The sequence below is a fragment of the Pontibacter rugosus genome (assembly GCF_042678745.1).
GTDB lineage: Bacteria > Bacteroidota > Bacteroidia > Cytophagales > Hymenobacteraceae > Pontibacter > Pontibacter rugosus.
On sequence record NZ_JBHTLD010000136.1, the window covers coordinates 1 to 14,136 of the forward strand.

Genomic DNA, 14,136 nt, shown 5'->3' on the forward strand with positions numbered 1-14,136 from the left:
AAATAACATAAACAAAAGGTTTAAGGATAAATCCCTTACCCATCTACTAATGAGAAAGAAAGAACTGGAGCTATTGCTCCCTCCAGAGCTGGCGTTTGATGCGCAGCAACTGGATAATGAAATCTTGAAGTCCGCCAAAGTAAAGCCGGAAGACGTGCAGTTTCTGCATCGTGTTAAGCGTTCAATCGATGCACGAGGCCGACTACCCCAGGTGCGTGTGCGGGCAGATGTTTACTTAGATACGCCTCCTGCTGATGTCATCTCTCCTACTTATACTTACCCTGATGTAGCCAATGCGAAGCAGGTGATCATAGTTGGTGCAGGCCCTGCTGGTTTGTTTGCCGCCTTGCGCTGTATTGAGCTTGGGTTAAAGCCAGTAGTGCTGGAGCGGGGAAAAGATGTACGTAGCCGCCGCAGAGATCTTGCTGCCATCAATAAAGACCATACTGTCAACACAGACTCTAACTACTGCTTTGGTGAAGGTGGTGCTGGTACTTACTCTGACGGTAAACTATATACACGCTCTAAAAAACGTGGCGATCTGCAGCGTATCCTTCAGATATTTGTGCAGCATGGCGCTACACCTGATATTCTGTTTGATGCTCATCCGCACATTGGCACTAATAAACTGCCGAAGATCATTGAAGCCATACGCGAGACAGTTCGAGGTGCTGGAGGTGAAGTGCTTTTTGATACCCGGGTTACTGACTTTATCTTAGCCCAAGGTGAGATGCGTGGCGTAGTAACGCAGGACGGAAAGGAATACGATGGGGAATCTGTTATTCTGGCTACAGGCCATAGCGCCCGCGACATCTTTGAGCTGCTTCACGCAAAAAACATTCTAATAGAGGCTAAACCCTTTGCCATGGGCGTGCGTGTAGAGCACCAGCAGCGGCTGATAGATAGTATACAGTACAGGTGTGAAGATCGCGGACCTTATTTACCTGCTTCTTCCTATGCATTAGTACATCAGACGCACTATAACAACAAGCAGCGTGGTATTTTCTCCTTTTGTATGTGCCCCGGTGGCTTTATTGTGCCATCTGCCACAGCTCCAGGCGAAGTGGTGGTTAATGGCATGTCGCCGAGCCGCCGTGACTCCCGTTTCTCTAATTCAGGCATTGTGGTGGCCGTTGAGCTGGAGGATATGGAATTAGACAAGTACGGCCCATTAGCAGGTTTGCGCATGCAGCAGGAATTAGAGCGAAAAGCTTGTGAGATGGCAGGTGGTACGCAGGCAGCTCCCGCTCAATTGTTGCTTGATTTCACAAATCGTAAAGAAAGCAACAAGCTTCTTGAAACATCCTATCAGCCAGGGTTAGTCTCAGTGGATATGAACAGACTTTTCTCTGAAGATATGGCATACCGCTTGCGGGAAGGCTTTAAAGCGTTCGGAAACAAAATGCGTGGCTATTTATCTAATGAAGCTCAGATTGTCGGGGTAGAAAGCCGCACCTCCTCTCCTGTTCGTGTTCCGCGTGATCGTGAGACACTGGAGCATGTGCAGGTAAAACGCTTCTTTCCTTGTGGCGAAGGCGCTGGCTATGCCGGTGGCATTGTGTCGGCAGCCATGGACGGGGAGCGTTGTGCTGAAATGGCAGCACGCAAGGCTGGTGTAGCAGTGGCGTAAGCTTTTATAAGCATATTTCGAATTTTGCTGAAGCCTGCTGGGAATGTATTTCAGCAGGCTTTTTTGCACCCGCCGCCTTTGTAGCTCACAGTATAAACTAACTTTTGAGGCTGACAGAAGTACAATAAGGTGAAATGAAGTTGAATTTAGACAAACCAACGATATGAAAAAGACAGTTGTATTGGGAGCATCTGATAATCCTACTCGTTATGCATACAAAGCTGTTTACCGGTTGCAGGCAAGCGGACACGAAGTTGTTCCGGTAGGTATCAAGAATGCTGAAGTAGGTGGTAAACAAATCATCACAGATAAAAGCGAAGTGATCGAAAATGTAGATACACTTACTTTATATGTAGGGCCGCAGAACCAGCCGGTGTGGTATGATTACATCCTGAACATGAAGCCTAAACGTATAATTTTTAACCCTGGAACAGAAAACAGAGAGTTAGAACAGATGGCGCAGGATGCTAATATCGAAACGTTGCATCACTGTACTTTGGTAATGTTAGCTTCTGACAGCTACTAAAAATTTATATACGAGATGTTAAACTTCTTCTTTAGCATCTCGTATATAAAAGCCTAAAGAGCAGATGGCATTTGTTGTCTATGCTTTATGAATAAGGGACCTTTTTGAAGGTCCCTTATTTGTTTTAAATTAAGGTATAAAGTATAAATGCACTGCAGCCACCGGTCTTCCCGGCTACTACAGTGCATTTACATTTTCAATATATACTTCTTTTTAATCCTTGTCTTCTGCAGATTCTTCTGTTTCTTCTTCCATCATGTGGCGCATAGTAGAGGCCATGGCGCTATCAGGTACCACACCTGATACTACAGTCTGTACCTGATTCATAAAACCTGACACCTTTCTGGTATCTCCGTTCATCAAAGCTGCATAACCATCTTTTGCTACCGCTTCCGGTTCAGACAGGCTTCCGTTGGCGGCGCGGGTATGGGCTGCTCCTGCTCTCCTGAAGAACATCGTGTTACTTGCTCCCGGGCAAAGTACAGTTACAGTAATGCCAGTGTCTTTCAGTTCTTCTGATAATGCTTCGGAGAATGACATCATGAATGCTTTGGTTGCACCATAAATTGCCATTAATGGCGAAGGCATAAATGAAACAACAGAAGCGACATTCAGAATTTTGCCACTGTTACGGATTTTCATATCCTGTAAAAACAGCTTTGTCAGTTCTACCGGCGTAAAGTTATTCAGTTGCATGATCGCTTTTTCTCGCTCCAGGTCTGTTTCGTAAAAGTAACCATGTACCCCTGCACCGGCATTATTTACCAGCACATCCACTGTAATGCCACTCTTTCTTACTTCCTCGTATACTTCCTCTGCAGCACCAGAGCGGCTTAAATCTGCGGTGATGATGCACACATGCTCTAGTTCATGCTCATCTTGTAGCTCATAACCCAATTTTTTCAATCTTTCTGTGCTTCGTGCTACCAAAATAAGATTGTAGCCGTCTTTGGCAAAAAGTTTGGCAAACTCCATCCCGAAGCCATTGGAGGCACCCGTGATCAAAACTGTTTTTCCTTTATTATCTTCCTTCATTGTTCTCATAGTTAATTTGTTGGTCTAGTCACTATACTTATTAGGTGTACCAGTGCAGCCATGTTTAGGTTGCCTGATATAAGGTACTGCCTTACACTTGTAAAGTATAACTTTCTAAAAAGTAACTCTTCGCATAACAGCAGCGCCTCAGCTATTAAGCTGAGGCGCTGCTGTTAGGATTAAGCTTCTCTTCGGAGTACCTCCAGAGGAGGTCTGCTCAGAATGCTTCTGCTATTGAGCATGCCAATAAATACAGTAAGTATAGTTATTCCGAGGAACACCGGCAGCAGCGGGGAAAAATCAGGCACAAACGCCACTTCAAAACTATACACGGCCAATGCCCAACTTGCGCCTACAGCAAGTATAACACCTGTTCCTGCGGCAAGGGCTCCTAATAAGAGGTACTCGAAGGCATTTATACTTAGAATCTGTTTACGGCTGGCACCAAGCGTACGGAGCAGTACACTTTCCTGTATGCGTTGGTATTTGCTGTTGTTGATGGATCCGATGAGCACCAACAGGCCTGTGGTGATGCTGAAAAGAGCCATAAATCGAATGACAAAGGAAATCTTGCCGAGTATGTCATCAAGCGTTTCAAGTATAAGTCCCAGATCGATAGCCGATACATTAGGAAACTGCCGCACCATTGTTTGCTGAAAAAGTGCCGATTGCTCGTTTGATTTAGTGCGAGTCATGAGTACGTGGAACTGCGGGGCATCTTCCAGCACTCCTTTCGGAAATACCACCAAGAAATTACTCTGCACGCGGTTCCACTCCACTTCCCGCAGGTTGCTCACAATGGTTGGCACCAATGCTCCCTGCACGTTAAAGATCATCGTATCCCCCAGTGCTACCTTCAGGCGCTCTGCGTATTTTTCTTCTAAAGAGACAGGTATAGGTTTGCTGGCATCTTTTACTGTGCCTTGCCAATCTCCTGCCACGCTCTTCTCGGAGTCTATCAAAGAGTCACGGTATGTTACTCGGTACTCGCGTGTAAAAGCCCAATCAGGTATTTCAAGGGTGGTGTCTGCGCGTACGTCAGCAGCTACTAATCCGTTCATCTCTTCGAGGCGCATGGTCACGACAGGTACGTATTGTAACACAGGCAATCCCTGACTTCTGGTAAAATCGGCAACTTCTTCTTTTTGGGCATTTTGAATATCAAAAAGTACCATGTTGGGCTGATTTTCGGTGCCGGCAAAAGCTACTTCGCTCAGCAACAGGCGCTGCATCAGAAAGAGAGTGGCAATGAGTGCCGTTCCTAAACCGATAGATACTGTCAGCAGCAAGGTCTGGTTGTTTGGGCGGTATAGGTTCGCCAGGCTCTGGCGCCACACATAGCCCCAGCTTACCGGGAAGAATCGCTTCACCAGCCACATCATTCCCCATGCAATTAGGGCCAGCACTACAAAACCAGCAAAAACACCTCCTGTAAAAGAAACCGCCTGCAACCAGGTACCTAACTGAAAGTATGAAAAGACGAAGATAAAGCCGACAATGAGCACGTAAACGCCCAGGCGCAGCTTATCCTTATAATCAGTTTTCTGCTCTACATTTCCTCTCAGGGTAATAAGCGGCGAAACCTTCCGAATGTTCAGCAACGGTAACAAGGCAAAAAGCACCGATACAATTAAGCCAATGGCAATGCCTTGAAATATAGCTGACCAGGATACGGCTACCGTAACATCAACCGGTAAAAAAGTTTTAAAAAGCTCGGGCAAGTATAACTGAATCAAGCTGCCAAGTATGGCTCCGATAACAGAACCAATTAACCCCATAGCCATCACCTGGAAAAGGAACACCAGGAAAGCTTGTGTGCCGCTCATACCCAGGCAGCGCAGCACCCCGATAGAAAGAAGTTTCTCTCGAATGTATACGTGCACAGCACTTGCCACTCCTACACAACCTAAGAGCAAGGCTACAAAGCCGACTAAAGCCAGAAAGCGGGCCAGGTTTTCATAAGCTTCTCCTGTACTCTCTTTACGACTCTTAATGGTGTCATATCCAAAGCCTGCTTCCTCCAGGCGCGGCTCCAACTTTTTTACCAGGGCATCTGCATCTGTGCTGGCAGGCAGTTTATAGTAGTGATAGTAACTAATGCGGCTGCCTCGCTGCAGCAGGCCGGTTTCCTCTAAATAATTACGCGGTATGTATACTGCCGGGGCAACAGTAGCTGTCATGGCTGTTTGACCTGGAATCTTTTTCAGAGCTCCGGCAATCTCGAAAGTTTGGTTTCCTATTTTGATGGAATCTCCGGGCTTGGTGTTGTACTGCAGGAGCAGCGTCTGATCTACCAGGGCTTGCCTTCCTCCGCTACGGAAGGTGGTGCTGGCTTCCTGTGGTTCTGATTCTATTTCGCCGTAGTATGGAAAGCCGCCTTTTTCAAGTGCTCTTACCTGCACCAGGCGCGTACCACCAGATGCTTTAAACAATACCATCGAAACAAACCGCACTTCATCAGAGCGTTCTCCACCAACAGCGATCGAATCCAGTAGTAGTTGCATGTCCGGCTCAATTTCTTTATTAGCCGCTACTACCAGGTCTGCTCCTATCAGTGATTTTGCCTGGTTGTTGATATCGTTCCGAAGGTTGTCCGCAAAGGAATTGATAGCCACCAGTGCAGCTATGCCTAAGACAATAGATGAAATGAAGAGCGCCAGCCTTCCACGGTTTCGGCGGCTATCGCGCCAGGCCATTTTTAAAAGCCAGGGCAGGTTTAGGTTTCTTTTCTTTTCAGGATGGATAATTACGTCAGACATAGTTCTGAATGATGAATGGGTAACGGCTGATGAATAATTGTTGAAGGCAACGAACTAATGACCAAAGATGCTATCAACTTGATATTGGTCATTAAGGATTACTCATTGAGTATTACTCATTATATTCTTTATTCAAAACGGATGAAGTCACCTGATCGGAAACCAGCATACCGCCTTTGATGCGAATTATTCTGTCTGTTTTTTCTGCCAGCTCAAGGTCATGCGTTACCAGCACTAGCGTAGTTCCTGATTCCCGGTTTAAGTCAAAGAGCAGTTTTTCTACGCGTTCGCCTGTTTCCTCATCCAGGTTGCCAGTTGGCTCATCTGCAAAAAGTATAGCGGGCTTGTTAGAGAAAGCCCTTGCCAGCGACACACGCTGCTGCTCTCCACCAGAGAGCTGGTTCGGGTAATGATCGTGGCGCTCGGCCAGCCCTACCCTTCCTAATAGCTCCATCGCCTGTTTCTGTACATTACGCTCCCCACGCAGCTCCATAGGAACCATCACGTTTTCAAGTGCCGTGAGCGTCGGAATCAGTTGAAAGTTTTGAAAGATGAAGCCGACATACTGGTTGCGCACCTGTGCCCGCTCGTCTTCTGATAAGTTATCTAACTTAATGCCGTTAAGTATAACGGAGCCAGTCGAGGCGCGGTCGAGGCCAGCGCAAAGGCCGAGCAACGTAGTTTTACCGCTGCCCGAAGGACCAACGATGGCACAGACATCCCCAGCCTGAAGCGAAAAATTTATACCTTGTAGCACCGTTAAGTGCCGATCGCCGCTGTTGTAGGTCTTCTCTAGGTTTTGAATATCAAGTATGGTAGGCACAGTGATTAGTAGAAATAAGGTGTTTAAACATTTTCTGAACGTATAGTACAGCAAGAAGTATGCAGCTATTGGGTTTAAAACCAATTAACTAGTACATACCGTTATGGTTTTGGTGTTGACCAAGTATAAATTTAGGAAATAAAGTGATTGATGATGATAAAGAAACAATTTTTAGCTTACGGCCTAGTGGCCCTGTTGTCCTTGTACGGGTGCAGCGAGGCTGACACGGCAAACGGTACAGAGACCGAGCAAGCAACTACAGCGACAACAAATGCGGAAAGCAAAAAAGCAAGTAAGCAAGAGACTCAAACTATCCTCTTTTTTGGTAATAGTCTAACTGCTGGCTATGGTCTTGAGCCAGATCAGGCTTTCCCGGCGCTCATTCAGCACCGCATAGATTCGCTGGACCTGCCTTATAAAGTGATCAATGCTGGCGTTAGCGGCGAAACAACTGCCGGTGGCAAAAGCCGCATCGATTGGCTGCTGAAGCAACCTGTGGATGTGTTTGTGCTGGAACTTGGAGCCAACGATGGCTTGCGCGGCATAGATACTGAAGAAACTTACGCCAACCTTAAAGCTATCATCGCTAAAGTAAGAGCCAAGTATCCAGATGTGAAAATTGTGCTGGCAGGCATGCAGATACCGCCAAGTATGGGGCAGAAATATGCTAATCAGTTCAGCGAAGTTTACTCCCGCATTGCCGAAGAAGAAAATGTGGCACTAATACCATTCCTGTTAGAAGGAGTAGCCGGCCAACCAAAACTGAACCTGGAAGATGGAATTCACCCTACGGTAGAAGGCCAGAAAATTGTAGCTAAGAATGTTTGGTCGGTGCTGCAGCCTGTGCTAAAGCAAGAGGCATCATCCTAAGCTTTCGATATGGAAGTTGAAAAGTTTTTTCAGTTTTTTTTAGTGACCGTACAACTTTATATAGGCATTGGCGTAATTGTGTATGGCTAAAAGTTGAAAATTTGATTTTCAAAAAATATAAAAGCGGCTTCCTATAAGGGAGCCGCTTTTATTATGTCCAATCCCCAGCCTGCTCACTAGTAGCAGTATTCTTATTTTTCAACTCCTCTAACCTAGGTAAATATTTACTGCTTCATTCAATTCGTTTCTAAAGCTGTGCTCTATTGTAGCTATGCCATGGTTTGCAGTCTGGCTGTTCTATTTAAAAAAATGTGTGGCTGATGTCCAGTGTTTTATAGCTAATGGATTGGCCGTTTCAAAAAAAAGATGAAAATTTAGTTTTCTCCAGGCAACCTTCAGGCAGGCACCTTGCATCTAAAGGTTAAAGAGCAAAACACAAGCTCCATTTGACTACAAAACGAGGCGATATAGCATAAACTTTTACACGCGTGACAGAAGCAGAATTGATAGCAGGTTGCCAGCAGGCAGACGCAAAGGCTCAGAAGCTTGTGTATGAGCGCTACGCCTCGCAAATGTACGGTGTGTGCATGCGCTACCTTAAAAACGAAATGGATGCGGAAGAAGCACTCTTGAACGGCTTTATGAAAATCTACAAAAACGTTGATCGTTTCGAAGCAAAAGGAAGTTTTGAGGGTTGGGTACGTCGTATCATGGTAAACGAAGCGCTTACCTTTCTTCGCAAAAAAGAGCCACTGCACATGGGTATAGAAGAAAGTTACATCCAGGTTGCCAGTACAGGTGGTGCAGATCAAAACCTGGCTGAAGGCGAACTGCTGGAGCTACTGAGAACTTTGCCAGCCGGATATCGAGCCGTTTTTAACCTTTACGCCATCGAAGGATATTCGCATAAAGAGATAGCCGAAATGCTAGGTATAACGGAAGGAACATCAAAGTCTCAGCTAAGCAAGGCACGCGCCATGTTGCAACGCAAGCTGACAGGTAAAGAGGTTGTTGCCAATTTATAAGTATAAAGACACATGAGACCAGAAGATATAGATAAGATTTTTAAGGAGCGCTTAGGAAATAATGCGCCAACGCCTCCCGCTGATATGTGGGCACGCCTGCAGGAACGTATGGAGGACGAAAAGCCTGTAATGGGCATAGTGCAGGATGAGAAAACAGCTGTTGCGGAGCCTCAGGTAAAGAAACGAAGCATAATGTGGATGTATTCTTCTATAGCTGCCACGCTTTCATTGCTGCTTGCGGTTAGTGTCGTGTTTTATAACATCAATACAGGCACTCCGGAAATCAATAACGGCCTTACAAAACATGATGTGATGCAACCGGAGCAATCTGTTGTAGTGCCCTCGGCTCCTGAAGAAACTGTAGGTGGTATTGCCTATCAACAGCCGGTTGAGAGCAGCGATACAGAAACTGAAAAAAAATCTGCGGCTCAGGCAACCGAACAGCAGACACCTGCATCTAACATTACAAAGGAACTTGAAACAGGAAAAGCCATTGCCAAAGCAACACCAAAGGCTGTACAGCAAAAAGCCGAGGTAATAGCAAACCTTACTAAAGCGCCTACACAGGCTGATGCGCAGCAGGCCATCGCCTCTAATAAAACTCCTGAATCTCCAGCAATAGTAGAGCATACGGTACCAGTTTCAAACACAAACGCTGCCATACCATCTGCCCTGGCTGTTGCCAAAACCAACGCTAACTTGAATGCTGAACCTGTTGAAATCGTAATCAAGCGCGCTGTAGCCTCTCAAACTGCCATGGCGGAGGAAACCAGTGCTCCTGATGTACCTAACAACAAAGTAAAGCTAGCCAAGAACATCTTCAAGCAGGTGCGCAGCCTGGCCGCTGGCGATGGAATGGAACTATCGGAGTTAGGCATCCGTGCCGATCGGGTTGCCCTCGAGACACAGATCGGTAAACAGAAAATATCTAAAGTGATCAATCTCTAATACTCTTTAACATGAAAAGAATACTGCTACTCGTAATGGCCATTTTCATGGCCGCCGCTACCAGTGCGTCTGCCAAAGGCGGAAACACCCTGAAGCAACGCCTTCAAACAGCGGAACAGGACACTATCATAGTGAAAATGGCCAATGGTGCCAAAATGATTTTGCACCTCGATAACATACAGCAACTACAGGCTTTCCAGAACTACAGCCTCGACTCGCTGATGCGCGAACTGACAAAGTATGTGGAACGCGTAGATAAAATGGAAAACTCCAATAAAGAATCTAAGGAGATGACGGTTACTTTTAACAAGTCGGCTGCTGAAGATGGGCAGTCAGAGCAGGTAACTATTACTGTGCAAGAACAAGACCCAAAAACAGGGCAGGTAAACAAAGAAACCCATGAAGTGATCCTCAACAAGAACTTCAAAATTAAAGTTGATGTGGAGGAAGATGGCGGAAAAACACGGGTTAATGTGGATGTGCCGACCAAACAGGAGCGCGACAGTATTAAAATAGCGGATGCTGAGAAAGACTACAAGGCCGTTCGCTTTGGCTTTGATATGGATCTTGGCTTCAATGCCTTTACTGAGACAGCTGAACTTCCTGACCTGAAGCCTTGGGGCTCCCGCTACGTAAGCCTTAACTGGAGATTAAACTCGCAAATAGGTGGCCGAAAAAGTCCTTTCCACATTGTATCAGGCCTTGAGTTCGCCTTTAACAACTACATGTTTGAAGACAACATTGTAGTGCAGGAAGTTGATGGTGTGACGCAGTTTACCGAAATGCCAGACATGAACTTTGAAAAGTCTAAACTGACACACTCTTCCGTGAACGTTCCCCTGATGGCCATGCTACAGTTTAAGCGTGAAAACGGAAAAGACGGTTTTACACTTGGTGCTGGTCCGTTTGTAGGTTATAGATTAGGTAGCCACACCAAACTCAAGTATAATGGTGATAAAGACAAAGATCGTGACAACTTCAACTTATCAGATTTCATGTACGGTGCTGAAGGAGTGATTGGGTATGGCAGCCTCAACCTCTTTGCCAAGTATAACATGAACGATCTTTTCGAAGAAAATAAAGGACCGCAGACAAATGTGGCAAGCTTCGGCTTCCGTCTGTTCTTCTAAGGTAGAATATTAAGGTGAGACAAAAAAGGAGCTTTATGAGCTCCTTTTTTATTTAGCTGTTACGCTTAAAATTATCAATGATTATGGCTGTTGCAGTAGCTACATTCAGTGACTCCGCATGCCCGAAAGCAGGTATTTTAATGAGCTGGTTTACCTGGGCAGCCACCTCTGGCCTTATGCCATTTGCTTCGTTACCTAGCACTATGATACCCTGTGGCTGTAGTGTCATCTGGTGTAGGTTATCCCCGCTCAGGGCAGCACCGTAAATTTTATACTTATCGGTGTGCTCCTGTAGCCATGCCGGCAGATCTAGGTAATATACTTTGGTGCGAGTAAAGGAGCCCATGGTAGCTGCTATCACCTTTGGGTTGTAAAAATCGGCGCAGGTTTCAGAGCATATAATTTTATCGATGCCATACCAATCAGCAATGCGTATGATCGTTCCAAGATTTCCGGGGTCGCGTATATCGTCCAGCGCGATTACAAAATCTTCATTGCATAGCTGTAAATCGGGCATGTGGCGCATACCTGCTACGGCAAGTGCAGCGTTATTGCTGGCAAAAGAACCGGCTTTCACCAGCTCTTCTTCTTTAACTACAGTATAAGTATAGTCTTTAGAAAGTATAGCGGCATGTTCTTTCTCAAAAGTCTCCGTTACATAGAGGTATTGCAGCTGAAAGGACTTAGCTTGCAGTAGCTCAAGCACACTTTTACCTCCCTCCACCACAAAGGCTTGGTGTTGGCTGCGGTATTTTTTTACTTGCAACGATTTAATATACTTTACGACTGCTTTCGACAACATAGCTCTGTTAACTTTTGAGATCACGATTATACATATCTGCCCTGATTATTGCAATGGTAGGGATAAATGCCTGCATTCCCACCAAGTATCTGGCTGAGAACGAAAAGTTGCTTGTAAACATTGAGCCGCAGGGGCTGGAGCATGTAGATCCGGCTGCTATTCAGAACCTTTACCAACAGGAACCTAACCGTATGGTGTTGGGCTCTACTCCCTATCTGGCGCTCTATTATTTCGGAAAGAAATTTTATGATCCCCTCGAAATTCAGTCAAAGATAGAGAAGCAGCAGCTAAAGCTGAAGCGTAGAGTAGCGGAGGCTGGTGCTGATTCCTCTAAAATAGTAAAGCTGCGCGACAGGTTCAACAGCCGCATCGAAAACCTGAAAGACAAAAAGAAGAACGGCAACTTTCTGATGCAACTAGGAGAACCACCTGCTGTTTATGACTCCACGCTGATGGAGAAAACCCTGGATCAGGTCGATATTTACCTTAATTCCAAAGGTTACTTTAACCATCGGAGCAATTTTAGAACAACGGTTAAGAACGAGAAACTGGTTTATGTTGATCTTTCTATTCAGGAGAATGAACCATACTTATACTCGCAGCTTAGCTTTGATGTAAAAGACCCGCGCATTAAGCGAATAGTAGAGACTACACAAAATCGCTCTGAATTGAAAATAGGTGAGCGATACGATGAAGATAAGTTAACAGCCGAGCGTGACAGGCTTTACCAATTGCTAAAAAACCGTGGCTATTACGAGTTTGCCCGCGCCTATATCGAATTTGAAGTGGATACGAGCTTTGCTGAAAATACAGCCCGTATAACGACTATTATTCAAAATCCGGAGCAGGATTCTGCACATAAAGTATACACGATAAAAGATGTATATTTCAAAACAGATCAGGATCGCTTTGGCATTCCAAGAGATACAGTTTATTATGATGGAGTGGCTTATGTGGCTTATAACCAGCGCTACTCCACCGAAATTCTGGACAAGAAAATAGATGTGTATCCGGGCCAGCGGTATAGCCAGTTAAGGACCTCTACCACACAACGCAAACTATCTGACCTGGATGTGTTTCAGTTCAACAACGTGCTCTACAGTAAAGTAGCATCTCCAGTGGATTCTACATATCAACTGAACGCGCTTATTAATGCCCTGCCAGCTAAGAAGTTTCAGGAAACGGCAGAGTTAGGTATAAATTTTACAGAGCGCAAACCAGGTCCCTTTTCGAGTCTAAGCCTTCGCATCAGAAACGTTTTTGGAGGTGCCGAAAACCTTGACTTAGGAATACGCGGTGGCCTGGAGTATCAGGTAAGCTTATCAGATCAGAACGAGACAGTTTTGATTAAGGAGTTTGGGGCCAATGCAGCACTTTCTTTTCCAGTTATCCTGCTGCCGTTCACGAACAAGAACCTTTTATCTGAATATAACCCACGTACACGTGTCTACGCTGGTTATACCAGCGAGGATCGGCAGGAATACAGCCGCTCTATTTACGAATCAGGGATAGATTATATCTGGCAACGCTCACGGAACCCGCTGCAACCGCCCATCATGCAATTCATCTTCTCTCCTATCAACCTTAATATTGTGCAGGGAGATATTCTGGATGAAGTCTTTAGAAGCAGGTTGGCAAATAACAGTACAGGCAGCCGCTCTTTATTAGAGAGTTTCGATGATGGTATCATCTCATTTATAGGGTTTAATTTCATTTTCAACACCAATGATTTTACCCAAACCCGTAATGCGAAGTATTTCAGAACAGCTGTTGAATTGGGCGGCTTAACTAAAGAGCTCGGACTGCAGCTGGATGTAAATAACCTGCGCACTTACCAATATGCACGTATAAATCCGGATTACCGCCGCTACATACCCTTAGGTGGCCAGCGTTATTTTGTATATAGGATAAATACAGGCGTTGTGTCTCCTATACTTGGCAGCAACATTCTGCCTTACGAGAAATTCTTTTTCGGTGGTGGTGCCTCAAGTGTGCGGGCGTGGCAATCACGTCGGCTAGGTTTAGGATCTTACGCTCCGTTAAGAGCAGATTTTAATTCTGAAGGGGAGTTAAAACTAGCGCGTGACTATAGGGTTGAGCAACCTGGTGAAGTGCTGCTGGAAGGTAATGTTGAGTACCGGTTTAATATGTTCAGCTTTATCAACGGAGCTTTATTTGTGGATGCTGGTAACGTGTGGTTGCTAAGGCAAGATGCATCTAAGCCAGGTGCTGATTTCCAGTTTAACCGTTTTTACCGTGAAATCGCTGTAGGTACAGGGTTCGGTATACGCTTTGACCTTGCAGTGTTGATATTACGCTTCGATTTTGCTACCAAAGTATATGACCCTGCTAATTATGGAGGCGATAAGTTTGTGCTACCTAACTTTAATTTAAGTAATTTTTTGAACCGTAATAATCAAAGCACCTTGCAGATCGGTATTGGCTATCCATTCTAATTACTAGCCTTTTCCTCGAATTGAAGTTGGTTATGCTGGTAAGCAGTTTCAATTATTAAATTCTTAAAATGTTTTTGTGCTTAATTCTTAGCTATATCTGAAGCTTTCTATAATTGAGAATATGTTTCAATG

Annotated in this window: 11 protein-coding genes; 7 read left to right on the top strand and 4 right to left on the bottom strand. The window is 45.2% G+C overall.

The window, feature by feature from the left end:
• Positions 1-49: 49 nt before the first annotated feature.
• Positions 50-1,630, top strand: a complete 1,581-nt coding sequence (locus tag ACFQ2O_RS14220) for an NAD(P)/FAD-dependent oxidoreductase (RefSeq protein ID WP_377528764.1) — start codon at positions 50-52, stop codon at positions 1,628-1,630.
• A gap of 163 nt (positions 1,631-1,793) precedes the next feature.
• Positions 1,794-2,156 (top strand): CoA-binding protein, encoded by a 363-nt coding sequence (locus ACFQ2O_RS14225; protein WP_377528766.1) that lies wholly within the window; start codon positions 1,794-1,796, stop codon positions 2,154-2,156.
• Between the two features lie 213 nt (positions 2,157-2,369).
• Here ACFQ2O_RS14225 and ACFQ2O_RS14230 read toward each other — a convergent pair whose 3' ends face one another.
• The 3 genes from ACFQ2O_RS14230 to ACFQ2O_RS14240 form a co-directional block, all read right to left on the bottom strand.
• Complete coding sequence (locus ACFQ2O_RS14230; RefSeq protein WP_377528768.1) at positions 2,370-3,200, bottom strand: SDR family NAD(P)-dependent oxidoreductase; 831 nt, start codon at positions 3,198-3,200, stop codon at positions 2,370-2,372.
• Positions 3,201-3,370: 170 nt separating this feature from the next.
• Complete coding sequence (locus ACFQ2O_RS14235; RefSeq protein WP_377528770.1) at positions 3,371-5,950, bottom strand: ABC transporter permease; 2,580 nt, start codon at positions 5,948-5,950, stop codon at positions 3,371-3,373.
• A gap of 112 nt (positions 5,951-6,062) precedes the next feature.
• Positions 6,063-6,773 (bottom strand): ABC transporter ATP-binding protein, encoded by a 711-nt coding sequence (locus ACFQ2O_RS14240; RefSeq protein ID WP_377528773.1) that lies wholly within the window; start codon positions 6,771-6,773, stop codon positions 6,063-6,065.
• A gap of 150 nt (positions 6,774-6,923) precedes the next feature.
• Between ACFQ2O_RS14240 and ACFQ2O_RS14245 the strand changes: the two genes are divergently transcribed.
• From ACFQ2O_RS14245 to ACFQ2O_RS14260, 4 genes are all read left to right on the top strand, one after another.
• The gene (locus tag ACFQ2O_RS14245) at positions 6,924-7,643 is read left to right on the top strand and encodes an arylesterase (protein WP_377528775.1); all 720 of its coding nucleotides are present in this window, start codon (positions 6,924-6,926) and stop codon (positions 7,641-7,643) included.
• Positions 7,644-8,131: 488 nt separating this feature from the next.
• Positions 8,132-8,668 (top strand): RNA polymerase sigma factor, encoded by a 537-nt coding sequence (locus tag ACFQ2O_RS14250; RefSeq protein WP_377528777.1) that lies wholly within the window; start codon positions 8,132-8,134, stop codon positions 8,666-8,668.
• A 12-nt stretch (positions 8,669-8,680) separates the two neighbouring features.
• A complete protein-coding gene (locus ACFQ2O_RS14255) occupies positions 8,681-9,616 on the top strand; it encodes a hypothetical protein (protein WP_377528779.1) in 936 nt (311 codons plus the stop codon).
• An 11-nt stretch (positions 9,617-9,627) separates the two neighbouring features.
• On the top strand, positions 9,628-10,746 hold the full coding sequence (locus tag ACFQ2O_RS14260) for an outer membrane beta-barrel protein (RefSeq protein WP_377528782.1): 1,119 nt from the start codon (positions 9,628-9,630) through the stop codon (positions 10,744-10,746).
• Positions 10,747-10,798: 52 nt separating this feature from the next.
• On the opposite strand, the gene ACFQ2O_RS14265 is transcribed toward ACFQ2O_RS14260, so the two are convergent.
• Positions 10,799-11,548: a TrmH family RNA methyltransferase gene (locus ACFQ2O_RS14265; RefSeq protein ID WP_377528784.1), complete on the bottom strand. Its 750-nt coding sequence runs from the start codon at positions 11,546-11,548 to the stop codon at positions 10,799-10,801.
• A gap of 14 nt (positions 11,549-11,562) precedes the next feature.
• Here ACFQ2O_RS14265 and tamL point away from each other — a divergent pair, with 14 nt between their 5' ends.
• Entirely contained in the window at positions 11,563-14,004 is a 2,442-nt protein-coding gene (gene tamL, locus ACFQ2O_RS14270; RefSeq protein ID WP_377528786.1) for a translocation and assembly module lipoprotein TamL, read from the top strand.
• The last annotated feature ends 132 nt before the right edge of the window (positions 14,005-14,136 follow it).

Bases quoted from the DNA above. Each gene is read 5' to 3' on its own strand.
- ACFQ2O_RS14220 (WP_377528764.1), top strand. From the start codon at position 50: ATGAGAAAGAAAGAACTGGAGCTATTGCTCCCTCCAGAGCTGGCGTTT.
- ACFQ2O_RS14225 (WP_377528766.1), top strand. From the start codon at position 1,794: ATGAAAAAGACAGTTGTATTGGGAGCATCTGATAATCCTACTCGTTAT.
- ACFQ2O_RS14230 (WP_377528768.1), bottom strand. From the start codon at position 3,200: ATGAGAACAATGAAGGAAGATAATAAAGGAAAAACAGTTTTGATCACG.
- ACFQ2O_RS14235 (WP_377528770.1), bottom strand. From the start codon at position 5,950: ATGTCTGACGTAATTATCCATCCTGAAAAGAAAAGAAACCTAAACCTG.
- ACFQ2O_RS14245 (WP_377528775.1), top strand. From the start codon at position 6,924: ATGATGATAAAGAAACAATTTTTAGCTTACGGCCTAGTGGCCCTGTTG.
- ACFQ2O_RS14255 (WP_377528779.1), top strand. From the start codon at position 8,681: ATGAGACCAGAAGATATAGATAAGATTTTTAAGGAGCGCTTAGGAAAT.
- ACFQ2O_RS14260 (WP_377528782.1), top strand. From the start codon at position 9,628: ATGAAAAGAATACTGCTACTCGTAATGGCCATTTTCATGGCCGCCGCT.
- ACFQ2O_RS14265 (WP_377528784.1), bottom strand. From the start codon at position 11,548: ATGTTGTCGAAAGCAGTCGTAAAGTATATTAAATCGTTGCAAGTAAAA.